The organism is Janthinobacterium darwini (genome assembly GCF_051380905.1).
Lineage (GTDB): Bacteria > Pseudomonadota > Gammaproteobacteria > Burkholderiales > Burkholderiaceae_D > Janthinobacterium.
Genome location: NZ_JBNYXX010000001.1, coordinates 2402598 through 2422603, shown reverse-complemented (window position 1 = coordinate 2422603; position 20006 = coordinate 2402598). Strand labels below are relative to the sequence as shown.

Genomic DNA, 20006 nt, shown 5'->3' with positions numbered 1-20006 from the left:
CGTGTCATCAAAAAATCGGAGCATGGACGCCGCCGTGTTTTTTATTGTACACTTACTGCCTACCGGTAGGTAGGTTGTTGAATAATGTGAAAGGGATGAGAGCGATGAAGAAAGAAACAATGACGGGAGAACTGGCATGACGGAAGTGGGAATTTCGCTCAGCGGGGTGGCCGTCGCGTTGCTGTTTGCCGCCTGGAGTTCGCACCGCAGCCGCTGCGAGCGGCGCGATGTCATGTTGCTGACGATACTGGGCACCGTGCTGGGGCTGCCGGGCGCGGTCTTGCTGGCGTTGTAGGTCGCGTAGGTCGGATTAGCGGAGCGTAATCCGACCTCACCACACACGCCAACCATGTTGTCGGATTACGGCCCTCCGGGCCTAATCCGACCTACGTACCCTTGCGGGCATGAAAAAAGGCAGGCCGTCTGGCCTGCCTTCCTGTCGCTGGCACGCCCGCGGAAGCGGGCGCGTGGCGTTTACTCTTCTTCGTACGAGCTGATAGGTGCGCAGCCGCAGAACAGGTTGCGGTCGCCGTACACATTGTCGGCGCGGCCGACTGGTGGCCAGTATTTGCGCTGGCGCAGGGACGCGACTGGGTAAGCCGCGATTTCACGGCTGTACTTGCGTTCCCAGTTGTCCGACATCAACACCTGCGCCGTGTGCGGCGCGTTCTTCAAGGGGTTGTCGTCGTGGTCGAATTCACCGCTGGCGACCTTGGCGATTTCCGCGCGGATGGCGATCATGGCGTCGATGAAGCGGTCGATTTCCACTTTCGATTCGCTTTCCGTCGGTTCGATCATCAGCGTGCCCGGCACGGGGAAGCTCATGGTCGGCGCATGGAAACCGAAGTCCATCAGGCGCTTGGCCACGTCTTCGTTGCTGATGCCGGTGGCGTCCGTGATCGGGCGCAGGTCCAGGATGCATTCGTGCGCGACCAGGCCGTCGTGGCCCGAGTACAGCACAGGGTAGTGCGGCGCCAGGCGGCGCGCGATGTAGTTCGCCGCCAGAATCGCCGTCTCGGTCGCTGCCGTCAAGCCTTCCGCGCCCATCATGGCGATGTACATCCACGAAATCGGCAGGATGCTGGCCGAGCCGAATGGCGCGGCGCTGACAGCGCCGATACCGGCGGCATCGCGCTGGTAGCCCGACGAACGCTGGTTCGGCAGGAATTTCGCCAGGTGGGCGCCCACGCCGATCGGGCCGACGCCTGGTCCGCCGCCGCCGTGCGGGATGCAGAAGGTCTTGTGCAGGTTCAGGTGGGACACGTCGCCGCCAAACGAGCCGGGAGCGGCCACGCCGACCAGCGCGTTCATGTTGGCGCCGTCGATGTAGACCTGGCCGCCGTGCGAGTGGATAATCTCGCACAGTTCCTGGATGCCTTCTTCAAACACGCCGTGGGTGGATGGGTAGGTGACCATCACGCAAGCCAGGTTGGCGCTGTGCTTTTCCGCTTTCGCTTTCAGGTCGGCCAGGTCCACGTTGCCGTTGGCGTCGCAGCTGGTGACGACCACCTGCATACCGACCATGTTGGCCGAGGCAGGATTGGTGCCGTGCGCCGACGATGGAATCAAACAGATGTTGCGGTGGCCTTCGCCGCGCGACTCATGGTAGGCCTTGATCACCAGCAGGCCCGCATATTCGCCCTGCGAGCCGGCGTTCGGCTGCAGCGAGACGGCCGCATAGCCAGTCAGCGCGCACAGCATTTCTTCCAGCTGCGCAATCATTTCGCGGTAGCCCACGGTTTGCGCATCGGGCGCGAACGGGTGGATGTTCGAGAATTCCGGCCAGGTCACGGGAATCATTTCGCTCGTCGCGTTCAGCTTCATGGTGCATGAGCCGAGCGGGATCATGGTGCGGTCCAGCGCCAGGTCCTTGTCGGCCAGGCTGCGCAGGTAGCGCAGCATTTCGTGTTCCGAATGGTAGCTGTTGAAGACGGGGTGGGTCAGGTAGGCGCTCTCGCGCGCCAGGTTGGCCGGCAGCGCGCTGGTCACATTCGCTTCCACGCTGTCCAGGTCCGGCGCGGCAGGCGCGTTGACCAGGCCGTGCGCGAACACTTTCCACAGCAGCGCGATATCGTCGCGCGTGGTGGTTTCATCGAGCGACACGCCCACGTGGGTATTGTCGATCTTGCGCAGGTTGACGCCGTGGTGAATGGCCGTCGCGTGCAGTTGCGCCGCATCGGCGACGTTGATGGTCAGGGTGTCGAAGTAGCTTGCATTGACGACGCCATAGCCCAGGGTCTTCAGGTTGGCGGCCAGCACGCCCGTGTAACGGTGCACGCGCTGGGCGATCTGCAGCAGGCCGGCAGGGCCGTGGTAGACGGCGTACATCGAGGCCATCACGGCCAGCAGCACTTGCGCCGTGCAGATGTTGGACGTCGCTTTTTCGCGGCGGATATGCTGTTCGCGCGTTTGCAGGGCCAGGCGATACGCCTTGTTGCCTTGCGCATCGACAGTCACGCCGACCAGGCGGCCCGACATATTGCGCTTGAATTCATCGCGCGTGGACAGGAAGCCAGCGTGCGGGCCGCCGAAACCGAGCGGCACGCCAAAGCGCTGGCTGTTGCCGACGACGACGTCGGCGCCCCATTCGCCTGGAGGCGTGAGCATGGTCAGGGCCAGCAGGTCGGCTGCGACGATGACCATGGCGCCATGCGCGTGCAGTTTTTCCACGCCGGCGCGGTAGTCGCGCACGACACCGTTCACGCCAGGATATTGCAGCAGCACGCCGAAGCAGGCGTCCAGCGACTCGATTTCCGCCGGGTCGAAGGTGCGCACCTCGATGCCGATCGGCTGGGCGCGCGTCTGCACCACTTCCAGCGTTTGCGGCAGCACGTCATTGGCGACATACAGCACGTTCGATTTCGACTTGCCCACGCGCTGGATCAACGTCATCGCTTCGGCGGCGGCCGTGCCTTCGTCCAGCATCGAGGCATTCGAGATGCCCATGCCGGTCAGGTCGGTGATCACTTGCTGGAAGTTCAGGATCGCTTCCAGGCGGCCTTGCGAAATCTCGGGCTGGTAGGGCGTGTAGGCCGTGTACCAGGCAGGATTTTCAAAGATGTTGCGTAAAACCACACCAGGGGTGAACGTGTTGTAATAGCCTTGGCCAATCAGCGACTTGAGCACCTGGTTCTTGCCGGCGATGGCTTTCAGGCGCGACAAAGCTTCCTGTTCCGGCATCGGCTGCGAATACGCGCCCAATGGCAGGGCGCCTTTGTTGCGGATGTTGGCCGGTACCAGGGCATCGATCAGCGCGGCGCGCGATGGATAGCCGAGGGTCGCCAGCATGGCTTGCTGTTCGGTGGAGGAAGGGCCGATGTGGCGGGCGATGAAGGCATCGCGTGCTTCGAGTTGGGTCAGGCTGGTGCGGGTCATGATATAGAGGCCAAAAAAGACTGAAAAACCGGGAGGCGGCGCGCGGGCGCTGCTGGAAAAAAGCAAACGGGCCGCAAGCGCGGCCCGTGAGTCAAACGCGATTACGCGCTGGTGGTGGCGCCATAGGCGGCAGCGTCGAGCAAACCGTCCAGGGCCGACACGTCGGCTGGCTTGATCTTGAACAGCCAGTTGGCGTAGGCGTCGGTGTTGATCGATTCAGGCGCATTGACCACGTCGTCGTTGACGGCCACGACTTCGCCGGCGATAGGCGCGTAGATGTCGCTCGCGGCCTTGACCGATTCCACCACGGCGGCGTCGTCGCCGGCGCCATAGGTATTGCCCACGGTTGGCAGTTCGACGAAGACGATGTCGCCCAGGGCGTCCTGCGCGTACTCGGTGATGCCGACGGTGATAGTGCCGTCGCCTTCAAGGCGTACCCATTCGTGGGAGGCTGTGTACTTCAGGTCTGCAGGAATGTTCATGTGTGGCTCCAGATGGTAAGTGTTCGTTATTGATTATGATTGTTCGGTCTTGCGGGCGGTGGCTCTCTATCGCTAATCGCTTACGCAGCCAGGATTTTACCGTTACGCACGAAAGGAAGCTTGACGACGGAGGCGGCCAGTTGTTTGCCGCGGATTTCCACGTGCACGGTGTCGCCCACGTTCACGCCATTCGGTACGCGCGCCAGGGCAATCGCTTCCTGCATGGTCGGGCTGAAGGTGCCGCTGGTGATTTCGCCTGTGGCTTCGTTGCCGGCGATGATGACTTTTTGGTGGGCGCGCAGCACGCCGCCTTTTTCACGCAGGATCAGACCGACGAATTGCGCGTTCTGGCCTTTTGCCAGCAGGGCGGCCTTGCCGATGAAGTCACGCTCGCTGACCAGGTCGATGGTCCACGCCAGGCCCGCGTCAAGCGGGTTGACGGTTTCATCCATGTCCTGGCCGTACAGGTTCATGCCCGCTTCCAGGCGCAGGGTGTCGCGCGCACCCAGGCCGGCCGGCTTAACGCCGGCGGCGATCAGGGCGTTCCACAACGCTTCCACCTGGGTCGCGGCCACGCCGATTTCAAAACCGTCTTCGCCCGTGTAGCCGGTGCGCGCCAGCATGACTTCGCCGAACGCGGTGTCCTTGACGATGACGACATTGAAGGGCTTGATGGCTTCGGACGCGGCTTGCGTCTCCGGCAGCACTTGCCACACCTTGGCGCGTGCGTTCGGCCCTTGCACGGCCACCAGGGCCATGGCGTCATTGCCGTCGCGGCGTTCGGTAATCGTCAGGCCGCTGTTGGTGTTGGTATTTTGCTGCTGCATCCAGGCCACGTCTTTTTCCGCCGTGCCCGCATTGACGACCAGGCGGAACCAGTTTTCGCTGAAGAAGTAGACGATCAGGTCATCGATGACGGTACCTTCGGCATTCAACATGCACGAATACAGCGCCTTGCCCGATACTTGCAGCTTGTCGACGTTGTTGGCCAGTAAGCCGTGCAAAAAGGCGCGCACGTTCGGGCCTTCGATATCGACCACGCACATATGGGACACGTCGAACATGCCGGCGTCGCTACGCACGGCATTGTGTTCTTCGATTTGCGAGCCGTAGTTGACGGGCATGTCCCAGCCGCCGAAATCGACCATGCGGGCGCCGAGGGCACGGTGGGCGTTGTTGAGTGGGGTCGCTTTGAGCGTCATGGATTCCTCGGGACGAAGGTAAAGGGGGAAGTTAACAGAACACACAGAGCCAAACACGGCTTTCCGGCGTGATCACTGACCCCCCTGTCCTTTGTACCTGAGAGATTACGGGGGCTTGCCCCGTGCGCCCCTTCGGTGGGCCGCCGGCAATAGCCGCGGCCGCTCTCCAGAGTTGAGCTAAAGGTGTCGCAAAAGCAACAACTTCAGTCCGCCTGATCGGTCCTTTTGCCTGAGAGTTTTTGGGTAGTGCCCCTTCGGCGGCAACGCTGGGTTGCCCTCTCCCGATCAAGTGTGAGGAATATATGCCAGCAGGGGTATTCTGTCAATCTGTAAAGGCGTTGCCAAATTGCCGTAAAAGCCCCGATTTGCGGGGCTGTTGAGGGGGCTGACCCAGTGCAAAAGGGCGCCCGGCCCCGCGCGAATGGGCTATGATGAAGTTCGGGCTTTCTTGTGGGTGGCTGCCATGAACACGACACAGAGCGGGATACAATACGAGATACAACACGAGATACAAAACAACACCGAGCAGCACGGTTACTTCACCCTCTCGGGCGACGTCAACAGTGACATGGTGCGGCGCGTCTTCAACGCCGTGTCCGACATCACGGAAGACAAGCTCACTACCGCGCACATCCTGATTCAATCGAACGGCGGCTATGTCAGTGATGGCATCTGTTTGTACAACTTCATCAGTCAGTTGCCGCTCGACATCATTACCTATAACGCAGGCGCCGTGGCGTCCATCGCCGTCACCCTGTTTCTGGCGGGGCGGCACCGCCATGCCAGCGACACGGCCCGTTTCATGGTGCACAAGTCGCATGCAACCGCCTCGCCCGGTTCCCGGCCCGATGCGCTGAGCATCATCGTCGAGGGCTTGCGCGCTGATGACATGCGTACGGAGCGCATCCTGCGCGCCCACGTCAAGCTGACGGACGAGCAGTGGCAGGTGCATGCGTATTCCGACCTGCACCTGACGGCCGACCAGGCGCTGGAAGTGGGCATGATCGAATCGATCCGCGATTTTGCGCCGCCCAAGGGCAAACGCCTGACGAATATCTGAGGCGCGCCCGGCGCTGTCAGGCGGATGGTTGGGCGTGGAAATTTTGTAATCGAATGTAATTCTTCGCTGCAGCACAGCAAAAGCCGCGCGGAACAGGGCCGAGTCATGGCATAGTGCGAGTTGTTCATGAAATAAGTGCAAGCACGATGACTTGGTGGAATGGGATTTCTTTTGCGGCTGACATGTCCGTGATGGGGCCGGCTGGTGTGGCGATCGCCCTGTGGCTGCTCGTGTCGCGCCAATGGCGCCTGGTGCTCAGCTGGAGCTTGTGGTACGGCGGCGGACTGGCCCTCGTGGTGCTGTCAAAACTGGCCTTCATGAGCTGGGGCGTGGGCAGCAGCGCGCTCGATTTTACCGGTTTCAGCGGCCACGCCATGCGCGCCGGCGCCGTGTTTCCCGTGCTGATGTATGTGCTGCTGCAGCGGGCTGAACCGCGCTGGCGCAATGCCGGCGTCTTGATCGGCGTGGCGTTTGCCGTGCTGGTCGCCATTTCCCGCGTGGTCGTGCAGGCGCACAGCGTGTCGGAAGCCGTCAGCGGCTGCGTGCTGGGCCTGGCGCTGGCGCTGGGCTTCATGTGGAATGCCCGCGGCGTCGTCAATTTCGCCGTCAGTCATGCGCTGGCGCTGGCCAGCATGGTGCTGATGGTGGCGCTGAGCTTCAAGGCCGAGCCCATGCCGACCGAGCAGTGGCTGCAAAAACTGGCCATGTTGCTGTCCGGCCATGAGCGTGTTTTTTCCCGCGAAGACTGGAAGCTGGCGCAGGATGGCCGCCCAGCCCCGTGACAAGGGGCACGCTGCTGCCTGGCGCTGCTGTTTTTTGGCCAGAAAAGCATCAGGAAATGGTATGATGAACCACTTTTCAGCGGTGAGCAGCCAGGCTGCCGTCGCAATGGTGCATCTGAACTGAATATGAACCGGGTTCGCCGATCTCAACCGCCAGCATAGGCCAGGAACTCTAAAACACGTGCGTCTCTCTTCCATCAAGTTGTCGGGATTTAAGTCTTTCGTCGATCCCACCAATTTCCAGGTGCCAGGCCAGCTCGTGGGCGTGGTCGGGCCTAATGGCTGCGGCAAGTCGAATATCATCGACGCCGTGCGCTGGGTGCTGGGCGAATCGAAAGCGTCTGAATTGCGCGGCGAGTCGATGCAGGACGTCATTTTCAACGGCTCCACTCATCGCAAGCCTGCCGGGCGCGCTTCCGTGGAACTCGTGTTCGACAATAACGATGGCAAGGCGTCCGGCCAGTGGGGCCAGTACGCCGAGATCGCCGTCAAGCGCACCCTGACGCGCGACGGCACGTCCACCTATTACATCAATGGCCAGCCCGTGCGCCGGCGCGACATCCAGGATATTTTCCTCGGCACGGGCCTCGGCCCGCGTGCCTACGCCATCATCGGCCAGGGCATGATTTCGCGCATCATCGAATCGCGCCCCGAAGAATTGCGCGTCTTCCTGGAAGAAGCGGCCGGCGTGTCGAAATACAAGGAACGCCGCCGCGAGACGGAAAACCGTCTGCAGGATACGCGCGAGAATTTGCTGCGCGTGGAAGACATCTTGCGCGAACTCAATGCCAATCTGGAAAAGCTGGAAGCGCAGGCGGCCGTGGCCACGCGTTTCCACGCCTTGCAGGCGGACCAGGAAGAAAAGCAGAAGTTGTTGTGGCTGCTACGCAAGAACGAGGCGCAGAACGAGCAGACGCGCTATTTCCGTGAAGTGGAACAGGCGCAGACGGACCTGGAAGAACAGACGGCCAAGCTGCGCAACGTGGAACTGACCCTGGAGCAGATGCGCCAGGCGCACTTCGCCGTGGGCGACCGTTTGCATACGGCGCAGGGTCATCTGTACCAGACGAATGCGGAAATCGGCAGCCTGGAAGCGCAGATCAAGTTCGTCATCGAATCGCGCGCCCGCCTGCAGGCCCAGCTGGCCACCCTGACAGCCCAGCGCGACCAGTGGAACAGCCAAGGCAGCGAGTACCAGGAACAGATCGAAGAGGCAGAATTCCACCTCGAGGAACTTGCCGCCAAGGTGGAACAATCGCAAATGATGGCCGAGCAGAAGGGCGAGCAATTGCCCGAGCTGGACGCCGCCTGGCGCGCCGCGCAAAACAAGAGCACGGAATCGCGCGCGCGGATCATGCAGGCCCAGCAGCAACTGGAACTGGAATCGGCGCACCAGCGCAATGCCTCCAACATCCTGGCCAGCCTGTTGACGCGCCGCGAGCGCTTGCAGCAGGAAAAGAACAGCCTGAGCCTGCCAGACAGCAGCCATCTGGAAAACCTGAAACTGCAGCTGGAAGAAAAACAGCAAACGCTGGAAGAACAGGGTTTTTACCTGGAAGAAGCGCTGGAGCAGCAGCCGAAGCTGGAGCAGGAGCGGATGGAGGCGCAGGCGCAGGTCAATGCCGAGACGGCTGCCAACGCGCAGCTGGAAGCGCGTCTTTCCGCTTTGAAACAATTGCAGGAACGAGTACAGACGCAGGGCAAGGTTCAGCCGTGGCTGAAAAAGCACGAACTCGACACCTTGCCGCGCCTGTGGCAAAAGCTGCAGATCGAAGCGGGCTGGGAAGCGGCCATGGAATCGATCCTGCGCGAGCGCACGTCGGCCCTGCAACTGTCGAATATCGACTGGGCCAAGGCTTTCTTTGCCGACGCGCCGCCAGCCAAGCTGGCCCTGTATGCGCCGTCCACCGTGGCGCCGCTGCCCCTGCCAGAAGTGGCGGGCCTGAAACCGTTCCTGAACTTGCTCAAACTCAACGATCCTGGCTTGCGCGGCTTGCTGCAGGATTGGCTGTACAACGCCTACGCCGTGGAAGACGCGGCCGAGGCGCTGGCCGAGCGGGGCAAGTTACCGCCAGGCGGCTATTTCGTCACGCGCGCCGGCCATGTGGTCACAGCGTCCAGCGTGCGTTTCTATGCGGCCGATTCGGAGCAGGAAGGCATGCTGGGCCGCCAGCAGGAAATCGAGAATATCGGCAAGCAGTTGCGCGCACAGCAATTGCTGGCCGAAGAGGCGCGCGCCCGTTCCGTGCGGGCCGACGCGGCCGTCGCTACCCTGACGCGCAACCTGTCCGACTTGCGCCTGCGCATACAGCAACTGACCTCGTCCGTGCATACGTTGCAACTGGACGTGGTGAAACTGTCGGAAGTGGAAGCGCGCTTCAACCAGCGCAGCACGCAGATCGGCGCGGACCTGGCCGAAATCGCCGCGCAGGAAGCGGAACAGATGCAGACCAAGCTGGAATCGGAAGAAAAATTCGAACAGCTGGACATGGAGCTGGGCAACTTGCAGGAAGCGCACGAAGACGGCCATACGGACTTCTTGCAAAAGGAACAGCGTCTGGCCGAGGCGCGCGAAGCCTTGCGCGACCTGGAGCGGGCCGCCAAGGATACGGAATACGCGGAAAAAGCCCACCGCGCGAAGATCGAGGAATTGCGCCGCAACATCGCCACGGCCAGCACGCAGGCGCAGCAAGTGACGGCCAGCCTGCAGGCGGGCGAACTGGAGCTGGCCAACCTGGAAAGCGGCGCGGCCGCCGACGGCTTGCAGGACTTGCTTGAGCGCCGCACCACGCAGGAGCGGGCGCTGGCGGACGCGCGCCACGAACTGGACCAGATCACGCAGCAACTGCGCCTGTCCGAAGATGCGCGCACGCAGTCGGAGCGCAGCTTGCAGCCGCAGCGCGACAAGATCATGGAAATGCAGCTCAAGGAACAGGCCGCGCGCCTGAACCAGGAGCAGTTCGCCCAGCAATTGCTCGAATCGGGCGCCGATGAAGCGGCCTTGACGGAAAAGTTGCATCCGGACATGCGTCCATCGTATCTGCAGGGCGAAGTCACGCGGTTGACGAATGCGATCACGTCCCTGGGCGCCGTCAACCTGGCCGCGCTGGATGAACTGGCACAGGCCTCCGAGCGCAAGAACTTCCTCGACGCCCAGAATGCCGACCTGACGGAAGCGATCAACACCTTGGAAGACGCGATCCACAAGATCGACAAAGAGACGCGCGACCTGTTGCAAGACACGTTCGACAAGGTCAACCATCACTTTTCCGAGCTATTCCCGATTCTGTTTGGCGGCGGCCAGGCGAAACTGACCATGACGGGCGACGAGATTCTCGATTCCGGTGTACAAGTCATGGCGCAGCCTCCCGGCAAGAAAAATGCCACCATCCACCTGTTGTCCGGTGGAGAGAAGGCGCTGACCGCGACCGCATTGGTGTTTTCCATGTTCCGCCTGAATCCGGCGCCGTTCTGCCTGCTCGACGAAGTCGATGCACCGCTGGACGATTCGAACACGGAACGCTTCTGCCGCATGGTCAAGCGCATGTCCGACCAGACCCAATTCCTTTTCATTTCGCATAACAAGATTGCGATGGAAATGGCCCATCAATTGATCGGTGTGACGATGCAGGAGCAGGGCGTATCGCGCATCGTGGCGGTGGACATGGAGTCCGCCGCAAATTTTGCTACCGAGGCACAAGCAGCATGACAGACTTACAAATTACCTTGTTCGGCGCCGGCGGCGTCTTTATCGTCGGTGTTTTCTCATACAACAAATGGCAGGAGTACAAGGCCAAGAAAAGCGTGGAACGGGCCTTTTCCACCGACCACGACGATGTGCTGATGCGCGAGGGCGACGCCCCCGTGACGGATGTCCCGGAACCTGTCTTGCGCCAGGAACCGCGCTTTGATGCCGCGCCTGCCGCCAAGGCCGAACCGTCGTTCGGCGCGCCGCCGGCGGCACCCGTGTCCGACGCCCCTGTGCATGCGGAACCGTCGCTGGGGGATAGCCCAGCCGAGCCGGTCCAGGCACCTGCTGCCGAGCCCGTGCAAGAGGTGAGCGCCGCCAGCGAACAGGCGACCAGCCTGGTTGACCCGCTGATCGATTGCCTGCTGCCCCTGTCGCTGGAAGCGCCCGTGCGGGGCGACAAGATCCTGCCGGTCCTGCAAACCTTGCGCCTGGTGGGCAACAAGCCCGTGCACTTCATTGGCTTGCACGTGAATGGCGACTGGGAACCGATCACGCATGGCGGTGTCTATACCAAGATGCAGGGTGGCGTGCAGCTGGCCAGCCGCAGCACGGCCTTGAATGAACTGGAATACTCGGAACTGGTTACGCGGCTACGCGGTGTGGCGGACGAAATCGGCGCCGAACCGGAAGTGCCCGACATGATGGAAGTGATGGCCGAAGCGCGCAATCTGTACCGCTTTGTTGCCGGTCACGATGCCCAGCTGGGCGTCAACCTGCACACGAACGGCGCGCCATGGGCCATTTCCACCTTGCTCTTCGCCTTGGAAAAGCAAGGCTTTGATGTGCGTCCGGACGGCCGTTTCGTCATGCCTGATGGCGACGGCAGCTATCTGTTCTCGCTGTCGACGAATGTCACGCTGGCCGAGGAAACCACGCCCCGCCTGACCCTGCTGCTGGACGTGCCTTGCGTGGCGCCCGCGCGCGACGGCTTCGGCTCCATGGTTGCCTGCGCCAAAGCGCTGGTGGGCCGCCTCGACGCGACCATCGTCGACGATTACAACCAGGCCTTGTCCGATGCGGCCCTGGCCGAGATCGCCGGCCAGGTGCAAGAGTTTTACCAGGAAATGGACGCGGCCGACATTCCGGCCGGTTCCACCCGCGCCCTGCGTTTATTTAGCTGAAGAATCCCGCAACAATGACTGATCCGACTAACCAGGACGCCGCCCGGCGCGTCCTGGCACTCACTGCCGAACTTAACCGGCATCTGCACGCCTACCACGTGCTCGACAACCCCACCATTCCCGACGCCGAGTACGACAAGCTGTTCGTCGAACTGCAGGCGCTGGAAGCGGCCCATCCTGACTTGCGCACGCCCGATTCGCCCACCTTGCGCGTGGGTGCGGCGCCCCTGCCGCAATTCGAGCAAGTCACGCATACGGTGCCGATGTTGTCGCTGAACAATGGTTTCACCGATGACGATATTGTCAATTTCGACCGTCGCGTGCGCGAAGGCCTGGACCTTGATGGTGCAGAAGTCGAGTATGCCGCCGAAGTGAAATTCGATGGCCTGGCCATCAACCTGCGCTATGAAAACGGTTTGTTCGTGCAGGCGGCCACGCGCGGCGATGGCGCCACGGGCGAGGACGTGACGGCCAATATCCGCACCATCGCTGGCATTCCGCTGCGCTTGCAGGGCGACATGATTCCCTCCGTGCTCGATGTGCGCGGCGAAGTGATGATGTTCAAGGCCGATTTCGCCCGCCTGAACGAACGCCAGCGTGTGGCGGGACACAAGGAGTTCGCCAATCCCCGCAATGCGGCAGCCGGCAGCCTGCGCCAGCTCGATTCGCGCATCACTGCACAGCGCAAGCTGCGTTTTTATGCCTACGGCATCGGCGCCCTCGGTGGCGCCGCCATGCCGGTGTCGCATTCGGCCTTGCTGGACTGGTACGCAACCCTGGGCATTCCCGTGTCCAAGGAACGCCGTGTGGTGCAGGGCGCAAAGGGCTTGCTGGCATACTACGCCGATATCGGCGCGCGCCGTCCCGCCTTGCCCTATGAAATCGACGGCGTGGTCTACAAGGTGAACGCGACGCAAGACCAGCAGGAGCTGGGCTTTGTGTCGCGCGCACCTCGTTTTGCGCTGGCGCACAAGTTCCCCGCCGAAGAAGCCTTGACCGTGGTGCTGGGTATCGATATCCAGGTGGGCCGCACGGGCGCCATGACGCCCGTGGCGCGCCTGGCGCCCGTGTCCGTGGGCGGCGTGACGGTGACCAATGCCACCTTGCATAATGAAGATGAAGTGCTGCGCAAGGATGTGCGCGTGGGCGATACCGTTGTCGTGCGCCGTGCCGGCGATGTGATCCCTGAAGTGCTGTCCGTGGTGCTGGACAAGCGCCCCGAACCGGCGCCGCCGCCTTTCAAGATGCTGGAACGCTGCCCTGTTTGCGATTCCCACGTGGTGCGCGAAGTGGGCGAAGCGATCGCCCGCTGCTCGGGCGGCCTGTTCTGTTCGGCCCAGCGCAAGGAAGCATTCCGCCATTTCGCGGGCCGCCGCATGATGGATATCGAAGGCCTGGGCGAACGTTATATCGATACCCTGGTCGAACTGGAATACGTGCATGGCCTGGCCGACCTGTACAGCCTGACCCTGGACAAACTGCTGGAAATGAAGCTGCGCGCCGACGAGCGCGATGGTTCGACGCCAGAAACAGTGCAACAAGGCAAGATTCCCACCAAATGGGCGGAAAACTTGCTGGCTGGCATAGACGCGAGCAAGCGCCCGCCGCTCGAGCGTTTCCTGTTCGCGCTAGGCATCCGCCATGTGGGTGAGTCGACGGCCAAGACCCTGGCCGAGTGGCTGGGGAGTCTGGCGTATGTGCGGCAGGCGCCGGCGGCCTTGCTGCGCGTGCTGCCCGATATCGGCGGCACGGTGGCCGAGTCGATTGCCGATTTCTTTGCCGAAGAAAAGAACCAGCAGGCGCTGCAGGCATTGCTGGATGCTGGCGTCACGCCGCAGGGTGAACACGCGCCCAGTGCGAAGCTGCGCACGCAACTGGAGCAAACCACGCTGCTGGCCGCTATCGGTATCCCAAAGCTGACGGAACCGCGCAGCAAGCAACTGGTGGAGCGGGGCGTGACCCTGGCCAGTCTGGCGGCGCAGGGCGCGAGCTTCCACGCGGGCTTGCCCGCCGCCGTGGCTGAATCGCTGGCGCAATGGCTGGCCAATGACAGCAATGTCAGGCTGCTAGCTCAACTGGACGCCTTGCGAAATGAATTACTGTCACAATTACCTGAAATGCCAGCGGCTGGTGGCAAGCTGGACGGCAAGACTTTCGTCCTGACGGGCACCTTGCCCACTATGAGCCGCGACGAGGCTGCGGAGCTGATCGAGGCTGCCGGTGGCAAAGTCAGCGGTTCCGTGTCAAAGAAAACCGCTTACGTCGTGACCGGTTCGGACGCTGGCAGCAAGCTGGCCAAGGCGCAGGAACTGGGCGTGGCCATACTCGACGAAGCTGGTTTGCTAGCCTTGCTCGCGCAAGACTAATCATTAAAATATTATAGAAGACCCATGAAAAAAATCAGAAAAGCAGTCTTTCCCGTCGCCGGCCTGGGCAGCCGTTTCTTGCCTGCGACCAAGGCACAACCGAAGGAAATGCTGCCCATCGTCGACAAGCCGTTGATCCAGTACGCGGTGGAAGAAGCGGTGGCGGCCGGCATCACGGAAATGATCTTCATCACGGGTCGCAACAAGCGCGCCATTGAAGACCATTTCGATACTGCCTATGAGCTGGAGTCGGAGCTGGAAGCGGCCGGCAAGCGCCAGTTGCTCGAGATGGTGCAAAATGTCATTCCCAAGCACGTCAATTGCATTTACATACGCCAGTCGGCGCCGCTGGGCCTGGGGCATGCCGTGCTGTGCGCCCGTCCCGTGATCGGCGACGAACCGTTTGCTGTCTTGCTGGCCGACGATTTCATGGATGTGGAAGAGGGCGTGCGCCCCGTGCTGGCGCAGATGACCGATGTCTTCCAGTATGAAAACTGCTCGCTGCTGGCGGTGCAGGATGTGCCGCGCGCGGAAACCAAGCAATACGGTATCGTATCGGCAAAGAATTATCAGCCCGACCTGGAACTGGTCTCGGCGATTGTGGAAAAGCCTGCGCCGGAAGAGGCGCCATCGACCCTGGCCGTGGTGGGCCGTTATGTGCTGACCAGCCGTATCTTTAACCACCTGGAAAATATCGGCACGGGCGCCGGCGGCGAAATCCAGTTGACGGACGGCATCGCCGCCCTGATGCGCGAAGAGCGCGTGCTGGCTTACCGCTACCAGGGGCAGCGTTATGATTGCGGCTCCAAACTTGGTTATCTGAAGGCCACGACGGCGATGGGCATGAAGCATCCGGAAACGGGTGCTGCCTTCCGCGCCTACTTGCAAGAACTGCAAACAACACTGGGCGAAAAATGACGGTACGCGAGATTCTGAAGATGGGCGATCCACGCTTGCTGCGCATGGCCGAGCCCGTGCGTGACTTCGATACGCCCGAATTACACGCCTTGATCGCCGACATGTTCGACACCATGCATGCCGCCAATGGCGCGGGCCTGGCGGCGCCGCAGATCGGCATCAACCTGCAACTGGTGATTTACGGCTTCAAGCAGAATCTGCGCTATCCCGATGCGCCGCAAGTGCCGGAAACCGTGTTGATCAACCCTGTGCTGACGCCTTTGTCGGAGCGCAAGGAAGAGGGCTTTGAAGGCTGCCTGTCCGTGCCGGGTATGCGCGGCAGCGTGCCGCGCTGGAGCGAACTGCACTATGAAGGCGTGGACCAGTTTGGCCAGCCCATCAGCCGCGACTGCGACGGCTTCCATGCCCGCGTGGTGCAGCATGAAGTGGATCACTTGCACGGTATTTTGTATCCGATGCGTATCGTTGATTTTACGCAATTCGGTTATACGGAAGTGATGTTCCCCGACCTGGACCCGAACGACGACGATTGATTGGCGCTTAAGCTGGGGGCTGACCCGCCGGGTCAGGCCCCGAACGTTGTCAGTCGCAGTGCCGAGTAAGTATGAAAAATGGCCGTGCAGCTATCAGCTGGGCGGCCATTTTTTCATGTGGTGCAGCTCAGCGCACCTTGCGGTTGCTGCCCAGGTTGTCGAGCAAGGCTTTCAGCTCATCTTGCATGGCATCCGTCAGGTTCAGGAAGCGGCAGCCGATCTGCACTTGCTCGCCCAGCAGGAAGGAGCGGAAGGTGCGCGACAGGCGGATTTCCAGGTCGGCGATCATGACTTTGTCCGGCCCCAGTTCCAGGCGCACGCGCGACAGCTTGCGGCCCACATACAGGCCGACCGTATCGCGCGGGTGGGCACGCATGCCGATGCCGCCGGCCGAGAAGTCATACAGCTGCAATTCGTACGGCCGTCCTTCCAGCACAAAGGCGGCCAGGTAGTACACGCCCAGCGGTGTTTCCAGGCGTGCCGATTCGCGCCGTTCCAGCACCAGGCAATGGCTGGGGAAGTTCGTCAGGTAGACGTTCGGCCGCTCGGGATAGGCCTCCCATTCGCCATTGATGGTAAATTGCAGCTTGGCGCTTTGCACCCACGACACAAACGTGGCGCCACCAGGCGGCAGGGTCGCGCCTTCATTCAGTTCCAGCACGAATTGCGGCAAGTCATCGTCGACGGACAATATGCGCGCCATGATGACATCTTCGCCGCCTGTCGGGTAGATGGAAATGGCGTCGCCGTTATCAGCCAGGCTGCATAGGGTTTCGCCGATATCCCACGGATCGCTCATATGGTGCGGCTTGGTGCCTGGCTCCATAGGCTCGGCCACATCGGCCAGGCTGGGCGCGCCTTTGCGCAGGGGATTGGGGATGGGATCGTTCACGACAGCGTATCTCTTTTGTTCTAATGGGGAATAGTGTATAGGTTTAAGGCAATATTTACTAAGTAAATCACAATAATTGTTTTTATATCACTATATTCCTGTTGCTTATGTAGCATGGCATGCCGGGGCGCATGCCATCTCGATACCGTCGCTTAAAACTGTTCGTCCGCGCTCAGGTAGCGCCATTGGCCCGTTGGCAAGTCGCCCAGCTTGACCTTGCCGATGCGCACGCGTTTCAGGCCCAGCACTTTCAGGCCGACGGCTTCGCACATGCGGCGGATCTGGCGTTTCTTGCCTTCGCGCAAGGTAAAGCTCAGCTGGTCTTCATTTTGCCAGCGCACCTTGGCCGGCAGCAGCGGTTTGCCGTCGAGCCACAAGCCATGGTTGAGCCTTTTCAGCTCGCTGTCGGGCAGGGTATCGCCTTTGGTGTAGCTCACGCGCACCAGGTATTCCTTGTCGATATCGGTATCGTGGCCGATTAGCTGTTTGGCCACGCGCCCATCCTGCGTCAAGACCAGCAAGCCGACGGAATCGATGTCCAGGCGGCCGGCGGCAACCAGGCTGCGCAGCTGGGTCGGGTGGAACTGTTCCGGGCTGCGGTCTTCCGCCCAGCGGTTTTCCGCCTTGATCAACGCCACGGCGGGCGTGTAGCCGTCTTCGGCCTGGCCGCTGACATAGCCGACGGGTTTGTTGATCAATACGGTGACGCGCTTCGACTGCTCGGCTGCCGCCTGGCGTTCCACGGTGACGCGCTGGCTGGGATAGACCTTGCTGCCCAGCTCGGACACCACCTTGCCATCGACGCGGACCCAGCCGCGCGCGATCCATTCATCGGCTTCACGGCGCGAGCACAGGCCCAGTTCGGACATGCGTTTGGACAAGCGTAATAATTCTTCGGTCATGTTGTTTCAGTTTCAGTAAGGGTAGGCGCTGCACGCAAGGTTTACACCTTCAGCGCATCGAGTAAATCGGTTTCCAGCAATATCTGGTTGCGGGCATTGTTGAGCGCGGGACCGTCGACGAGGAAGACGTCTTCGACCCGTTCGCCCAGGGTCATGATCTTGGCCGTGTGCAGGTTGATGCGGTACTTGGTCAGCACATTGGCGATCGCATACAGCAGGCCCGTGCGGTCGTTGGCGGCCACCGACAGCAGGTAGTACTGTCCCCTTTCGTCGGGCCGCAAATCCACCGTCGGCTGGAAGGGGAAAGTGCGCGACAGGCGCGACAGCCGTCCCTTGCCCGGCGGCGGCAGCGGCGTTTGCGACTGCAGCAGTTCGCCCAGCTCGTGCTCGATCAGGCTGATGATGTCGCGGTAGCTCTTGGCGAAGTTCTGCTCCGTGACGAGGAAAGTGTCGAGCGCGTAGCCATTCCTGGTCGTGTGGATCTTCGCGTCGAGGATGCTGAAATTCTTGCGGTCGAAATAGCTGCAGATGCGCGCGAACAGGTCGGGCTGGTCGGGCACGTACACGGCTACCTGCAAGCCTTCGCCGATGGGGGCCAAACGGCATTTTACCACCGGCAACTTGCTGTCGAGCTTGTCATACAGCGAGCGCGTCTGCCAGGCGATGTCGGAGGCGTCGTGGCGCAGGAAATACGCCACGTCCAGCTGCTGCCACAGTTTCAGATGGGCATCGGGCGGCAGGCCGTACAGGCGCAGCGTGGCCAGCGCTTCCTGCTGGCGGTTCTTCAGTTCGCGGTCGGCCGTATGCGGTTCGCCGCCCAGCACGCGCAGGGTGATCTTGTACAGGTCTTCCAGCAGTTTGCCTTTCCATGCGTTCCACACTTTCGGACTGGTGCCGCGGATGTCGGCCACCGTCAGCAGGTACAGGCCCGTCAGGTGGCGCTCGTCCTTGACCACTTTCGCAAAGGCGGCGATGACGTCGGGGTCGGACAGGTCTTGCTTTTGCGCCACTTGCGACATGGTCAGGTGATTTTCCACCAGGAAAGCCACCAGTTCCGTGTCCTCTGCCGACATGCCGTGGTCCTGGCAGAACTGGGTGGCGTCGGCCACGCCCAGCTTGGAATGGTCGCCGCCGCGGCCCTTGGCGATGTCGTGGAACAGGGCCGCCACGTACAGCAGCCACGATTGCGAGAAATCGGCCATCAGCTGGCTGCAGAACGGGTATTCGTGCGCATGTTCGCTCATGGTGAAGCGGCGCATGTTGCGCACCACCATCAAAATGTGCTGGTCGACCGTGTACACGTGGAACAGGTCGTGCTGCATCTGCCCCACGATGCGGCGGAAATTCGGCAGGTAGCGCCCCAGGATGCTCATCTCGTTCATGCGCCGCAGCGCATGGATGATGCCCACGGGCGCCCGCATGATGCGCAGGAAGAGGGCGCGGTTGACGGGATCCTGGCGGAAGGCGGCATCGATCTTGAAGCGCGCATGCCACAGGGCCCGCGTGGCGCGCGACGTCATGCCCTTCAGGGCGGGGCGTTCCGTCATCAGGACAAATATTTCCAGCATGGCCGACGGGTATTGCTCGAACGTATCGTCGGCGCTGATGTCGATCAGGCTGTTGACTTCATTGAAGCGTTCGTTGATGGGCACGGCCACATCGTCTTGGGGAAACAGCCGTGCCTCGATATTTTGCAGCAGAATCGTGTTGAGCTGGGTCACCGTCTTGGCGGCCCAGTAATAGCGCTGCATGAGAAATTCGCTGGCGCGGCGCATGTGCGGCCCGCTGCCCGTGGCTTGCAGGCCCAGTGATTCGGCAATCGCCGTCTGCACGTCGAACACCAGGCGGTCTTCGCGCCGCCCCGCATGCAGGTGCAAACGCACGCGGATATCCTTGAAGGCGCGCTCCTTTTCCATCAACTGGCGCGCTTCCGTCAGGGTGATCAGGCCTCCCGTGGCCAGGGTGCGCCAGGAATTGGCCAGGCCGGCCGCCTTGGCCACCCACAAAATCACCTGCAAGTCGCGCAAGCCGCCCGGGCTTTCCTTGCAATTGGGCTCCAGGCTGAAGGCCGTGTCTTCGTATTTGGCATGGCGCTGGCGCATTTCCGCCGTTTTCGCCTGGAAAAACGCCTGTGGGTCCATGGCGGCCTCGTAGCGCTGCTGCAGTTGCGCGAACAAGTCCGCGTTGCCGCACACGAGGCGCGCTTCGAGCAGGCTCGTTTGCACGGTGATGTCGGCTTTCGATTCGACCATGCACTCCTCGACCGTACGGATGCTGTGGCCGATTTCCAGGCCCAGGTCCCACAGCAGTTGCACCAGTTCCTCGAGCTTTTCCTGTGTCGCCGCGTCCGGCGCCTGCTGCAGCAGGATCAGCAGATCGACGTCGGAATACGGAAACAGTTCACCGCGGCCGTAGCCGCCCACGCCCACCAGGGCAGTGCCGGGAGGCAAACCCGCCTCCTGCCAGGCGCGCGCCAGCACCCCATCGACGCTGTGGCGAAGGCCGCGCAGCAGTTTTTCAGGCTTGCCATCGGCCTGGAAGGCCGCAATGACGACCTGGCGGTCGGCTTTCAGTTGCTGTTTCAGCTGTTCCCGAACTTGCTTTTTCATCTGGGCCCTGGGG

14 protein-coding genes and 2 riboswitches are annotated in these 20006 nt (G+C 61.8%); of the genes, 8 read left to right on the top strand and 6 right to left on the bottom strand.

Going from position 1 to position 20006, the window contains the following annotated elements:
- The first annotated feature begins 136 nt into the window (after nucleotides 1-136).
- Nucleotides 137-295 (top strand): hypothetical protein, encoded by a 159-nt coding sequence (locus tag ACQ4WZ_RS11125; protein WP_436573416.1) that lies wholly within the window; start codon nucleotides 137-139, stop codon nucleotides 293-295.
- 179 nt (nucleotides 296-474) lie between these two features.
- On the opposite strand, the gene gcvP is transcribed toward ACQ4WZ_RS11125, so the two are convergent.
- The 3 genes from gcvP to gcvT all read right to left on the bottom strand — a co-directional run bounded on the left by gcvP (nucleotide 475) and on the right by gcvT (nucleotide 5059).
- Entirely contained in the window at nucleotides 475-3375 is a 2901-nt protein-coding gene (gene gcvP / locus ACQ4WZ_RS11120) for an aminomethyl-transferring glycine dehydrogenase (RefSeq protein ID WP_436573415.1), read from the bottom strand.
- A 101-nt stretch (nucleotides 3376-3476) separates the two neighbouring features.
- Nucleotides 3477-3857 (bottom strand): glycine cleavage system protein GcvH, encoded by a 381-nt coding sequence (gene gcvH, locus ACQ4WZ_RS11115; RefSeq protein WP_101480885.1) that lies wholly within the window; start codon nucleotides 3855-3857, stop codon nucleotides 3477-3479.
- An 80-nt stretch (nucleotides 3858-3937) separates the two neighbouring features.
- Entirely contained in the window at nucleotides 3938-5059 is a 1122-nt protein-coding gene (gcvT, locus tag ACQ4WZ_RS11110) for a glycine cleavage system aminomethyltransferase GcvT (RefSeq protein WP_436573414.1), read from the bottom strand.
- Nucleotides 5060-5133: 74 nt separating this feature from the next.
- Nucleotides 5134-5239: riboswitch (glycine riboswitch) on the bottom strand.
- A gap of 27 nt (nucleotides 5240-5266) precedes the next feature.
- Nucleotides 5267-5353: riboswitch (glycine riboswitch) on the bottom strand.
- Between the two features lie 169 nt (nucleotides 5354-5522).
- Between gcvT and ACQ4WZ_RS11105 the strand changes: the two genes are divergently transcribed.
- The 7 genes from ACQ4WZ_RS11105 (at nucleotide 5523) to def (ending at nucleotide 15590) form a co-directional block, all read left to right on the top strand.
- Nucleotides 5523-6119: an ATP-dependent Clp protease proteolytic subunit gene (locus tag ACQ4WZ_RS11105; RefSeq protein WP_243858132.1), complete on the top strand. Its 597-nt coding sequence runs from the start codon at nucleotides 5523-5525 to the stop codon at nucleotides 6117-6119.
- Between the two features lie 182 nt (nucleotides 6120-6301).
- Nucleotides 6302-6901, top strand: a complete 600-nt coding sequence (locus ACQ4WZ_RS11100) for a phosphatase PAP2 family protein (protein ID WP_133993556.1) — start codon at nucleotides 6302-6304, stop codon at nucleotides 6899-6901.
- A gap of 181 nt (nucleotides 6902-7082) precedes the next feature.
- Nucleotides 7083-10610, top strand: a complete 3528-nt coding sequence (gene smc / locus ACQ4WZ_RS11095; protein WP_133992075.1) for a chromosome segregation protein SMC — start codon at nucleotides 7083-7085, stop codon at nucleotides 10608-10610.
- Complete coding sequence (locus ACQ4WZ_RS11090; protein WP_436573413.1) at nucleotides 10607-11773, top strand: cell division protein ZipA C-terminal FtsZ-binding domain-containing protein; 1167 nt, start codon at nucleotides 10607-10609, stop codon at nucleotides 11771-11773. Before smc ends, ACQ4WZ_RS11090 begins: the two co-directional genes overlap by 4 nt.
- A 14-nt stretch (nucleotides 11774-11787) precedes the next feature.
- Nucleotides 11788-14139, top strand: coding sequence for an NAD-dependent DNA ligase LigA (ligA, locus tag ACQ4WZ_RS11085; RefSeq protein ID WP_436573412.1), 2352 nt, complete (start codon nucleotides 11788-11790; stop codon nucleotides 14137-14139).
- A 24-nt stretch (nucleotides 14140-14163) separates the two neighbouring features.
- Complete coding sequence (galU, locus tag ACQ4WZ_RS11080) at nucleotides 14164-15057, top strand: UTP--glucose-1-phosphate uridylyltransferase GalU (RefSeq protein WP_101480892.1); 894 nt, start codon at nucleotides 14164-14166, stop codon at nucleotides 15055-15057.
- Nucleotides 15054-15590 (top strand): peptide deformylase, encoded by a 537-nt coding sequence (gene def / locus ACQ4WZ_RS11075; protein WP_101480893.1) that lies wholly within the window; start codon nucleotides 15054-15056, stop codon nucleotides 15588-15590. Before galU ends, def begins: the two co-directional genes overlap by 4 nt.
- A 127-nt stretch (nucleotides 15591-15717) precedes the next feature.
- Here def and ACQ4WZ_RS11070 read toward each other — a convergent pair whose 3' ends face one another.
- From ACQ4WZ_RS11070 to ACQ4WZ_RS11060, 3 genes are all read right to left on the bottom strand, one after another.
- The gene (locus tag ACQ4WZ_RS11070) at nucleotides 15718-16482 is read right to left on the bottom strand and encodes a flagellar brake protein (protein ID WP_133992066.1); all 765 of its coding nucleotides are present in this window, start codon (nucleotides 16480-16482) and stop codon (nucleotides 15718-15720) included.
- A gap of 152 nt (nucleotides 16483-16634) precedes the next feature.
- A complete protein-coding gene (locus tag ACQ4WZ_RS11065; protein WP_101480895.1) occupies nucleotides 16635-17384 on the bottom strand; it encodes a pseudouridine synthase in 750 nt (249 codons plus the stop codon).
- Between the two features lie 41 nt (nucleotides 17385-17425).
- The gene (locus ACQ4WZ_RS11060; RefSeq protein WP_101480896.1) at nucleotides 17426-19993 is read right to left on the bottom strand and encodes a [protein-PII] uridylyltransferase; all 2568 of its coding nucleotides are present in this window, start codon (nucleotides 19991-19993) and stop codon (nucleotides 17426-17428) included.
- Nucleotides 19994-20006: the final 13 nt, after the last annotated feature.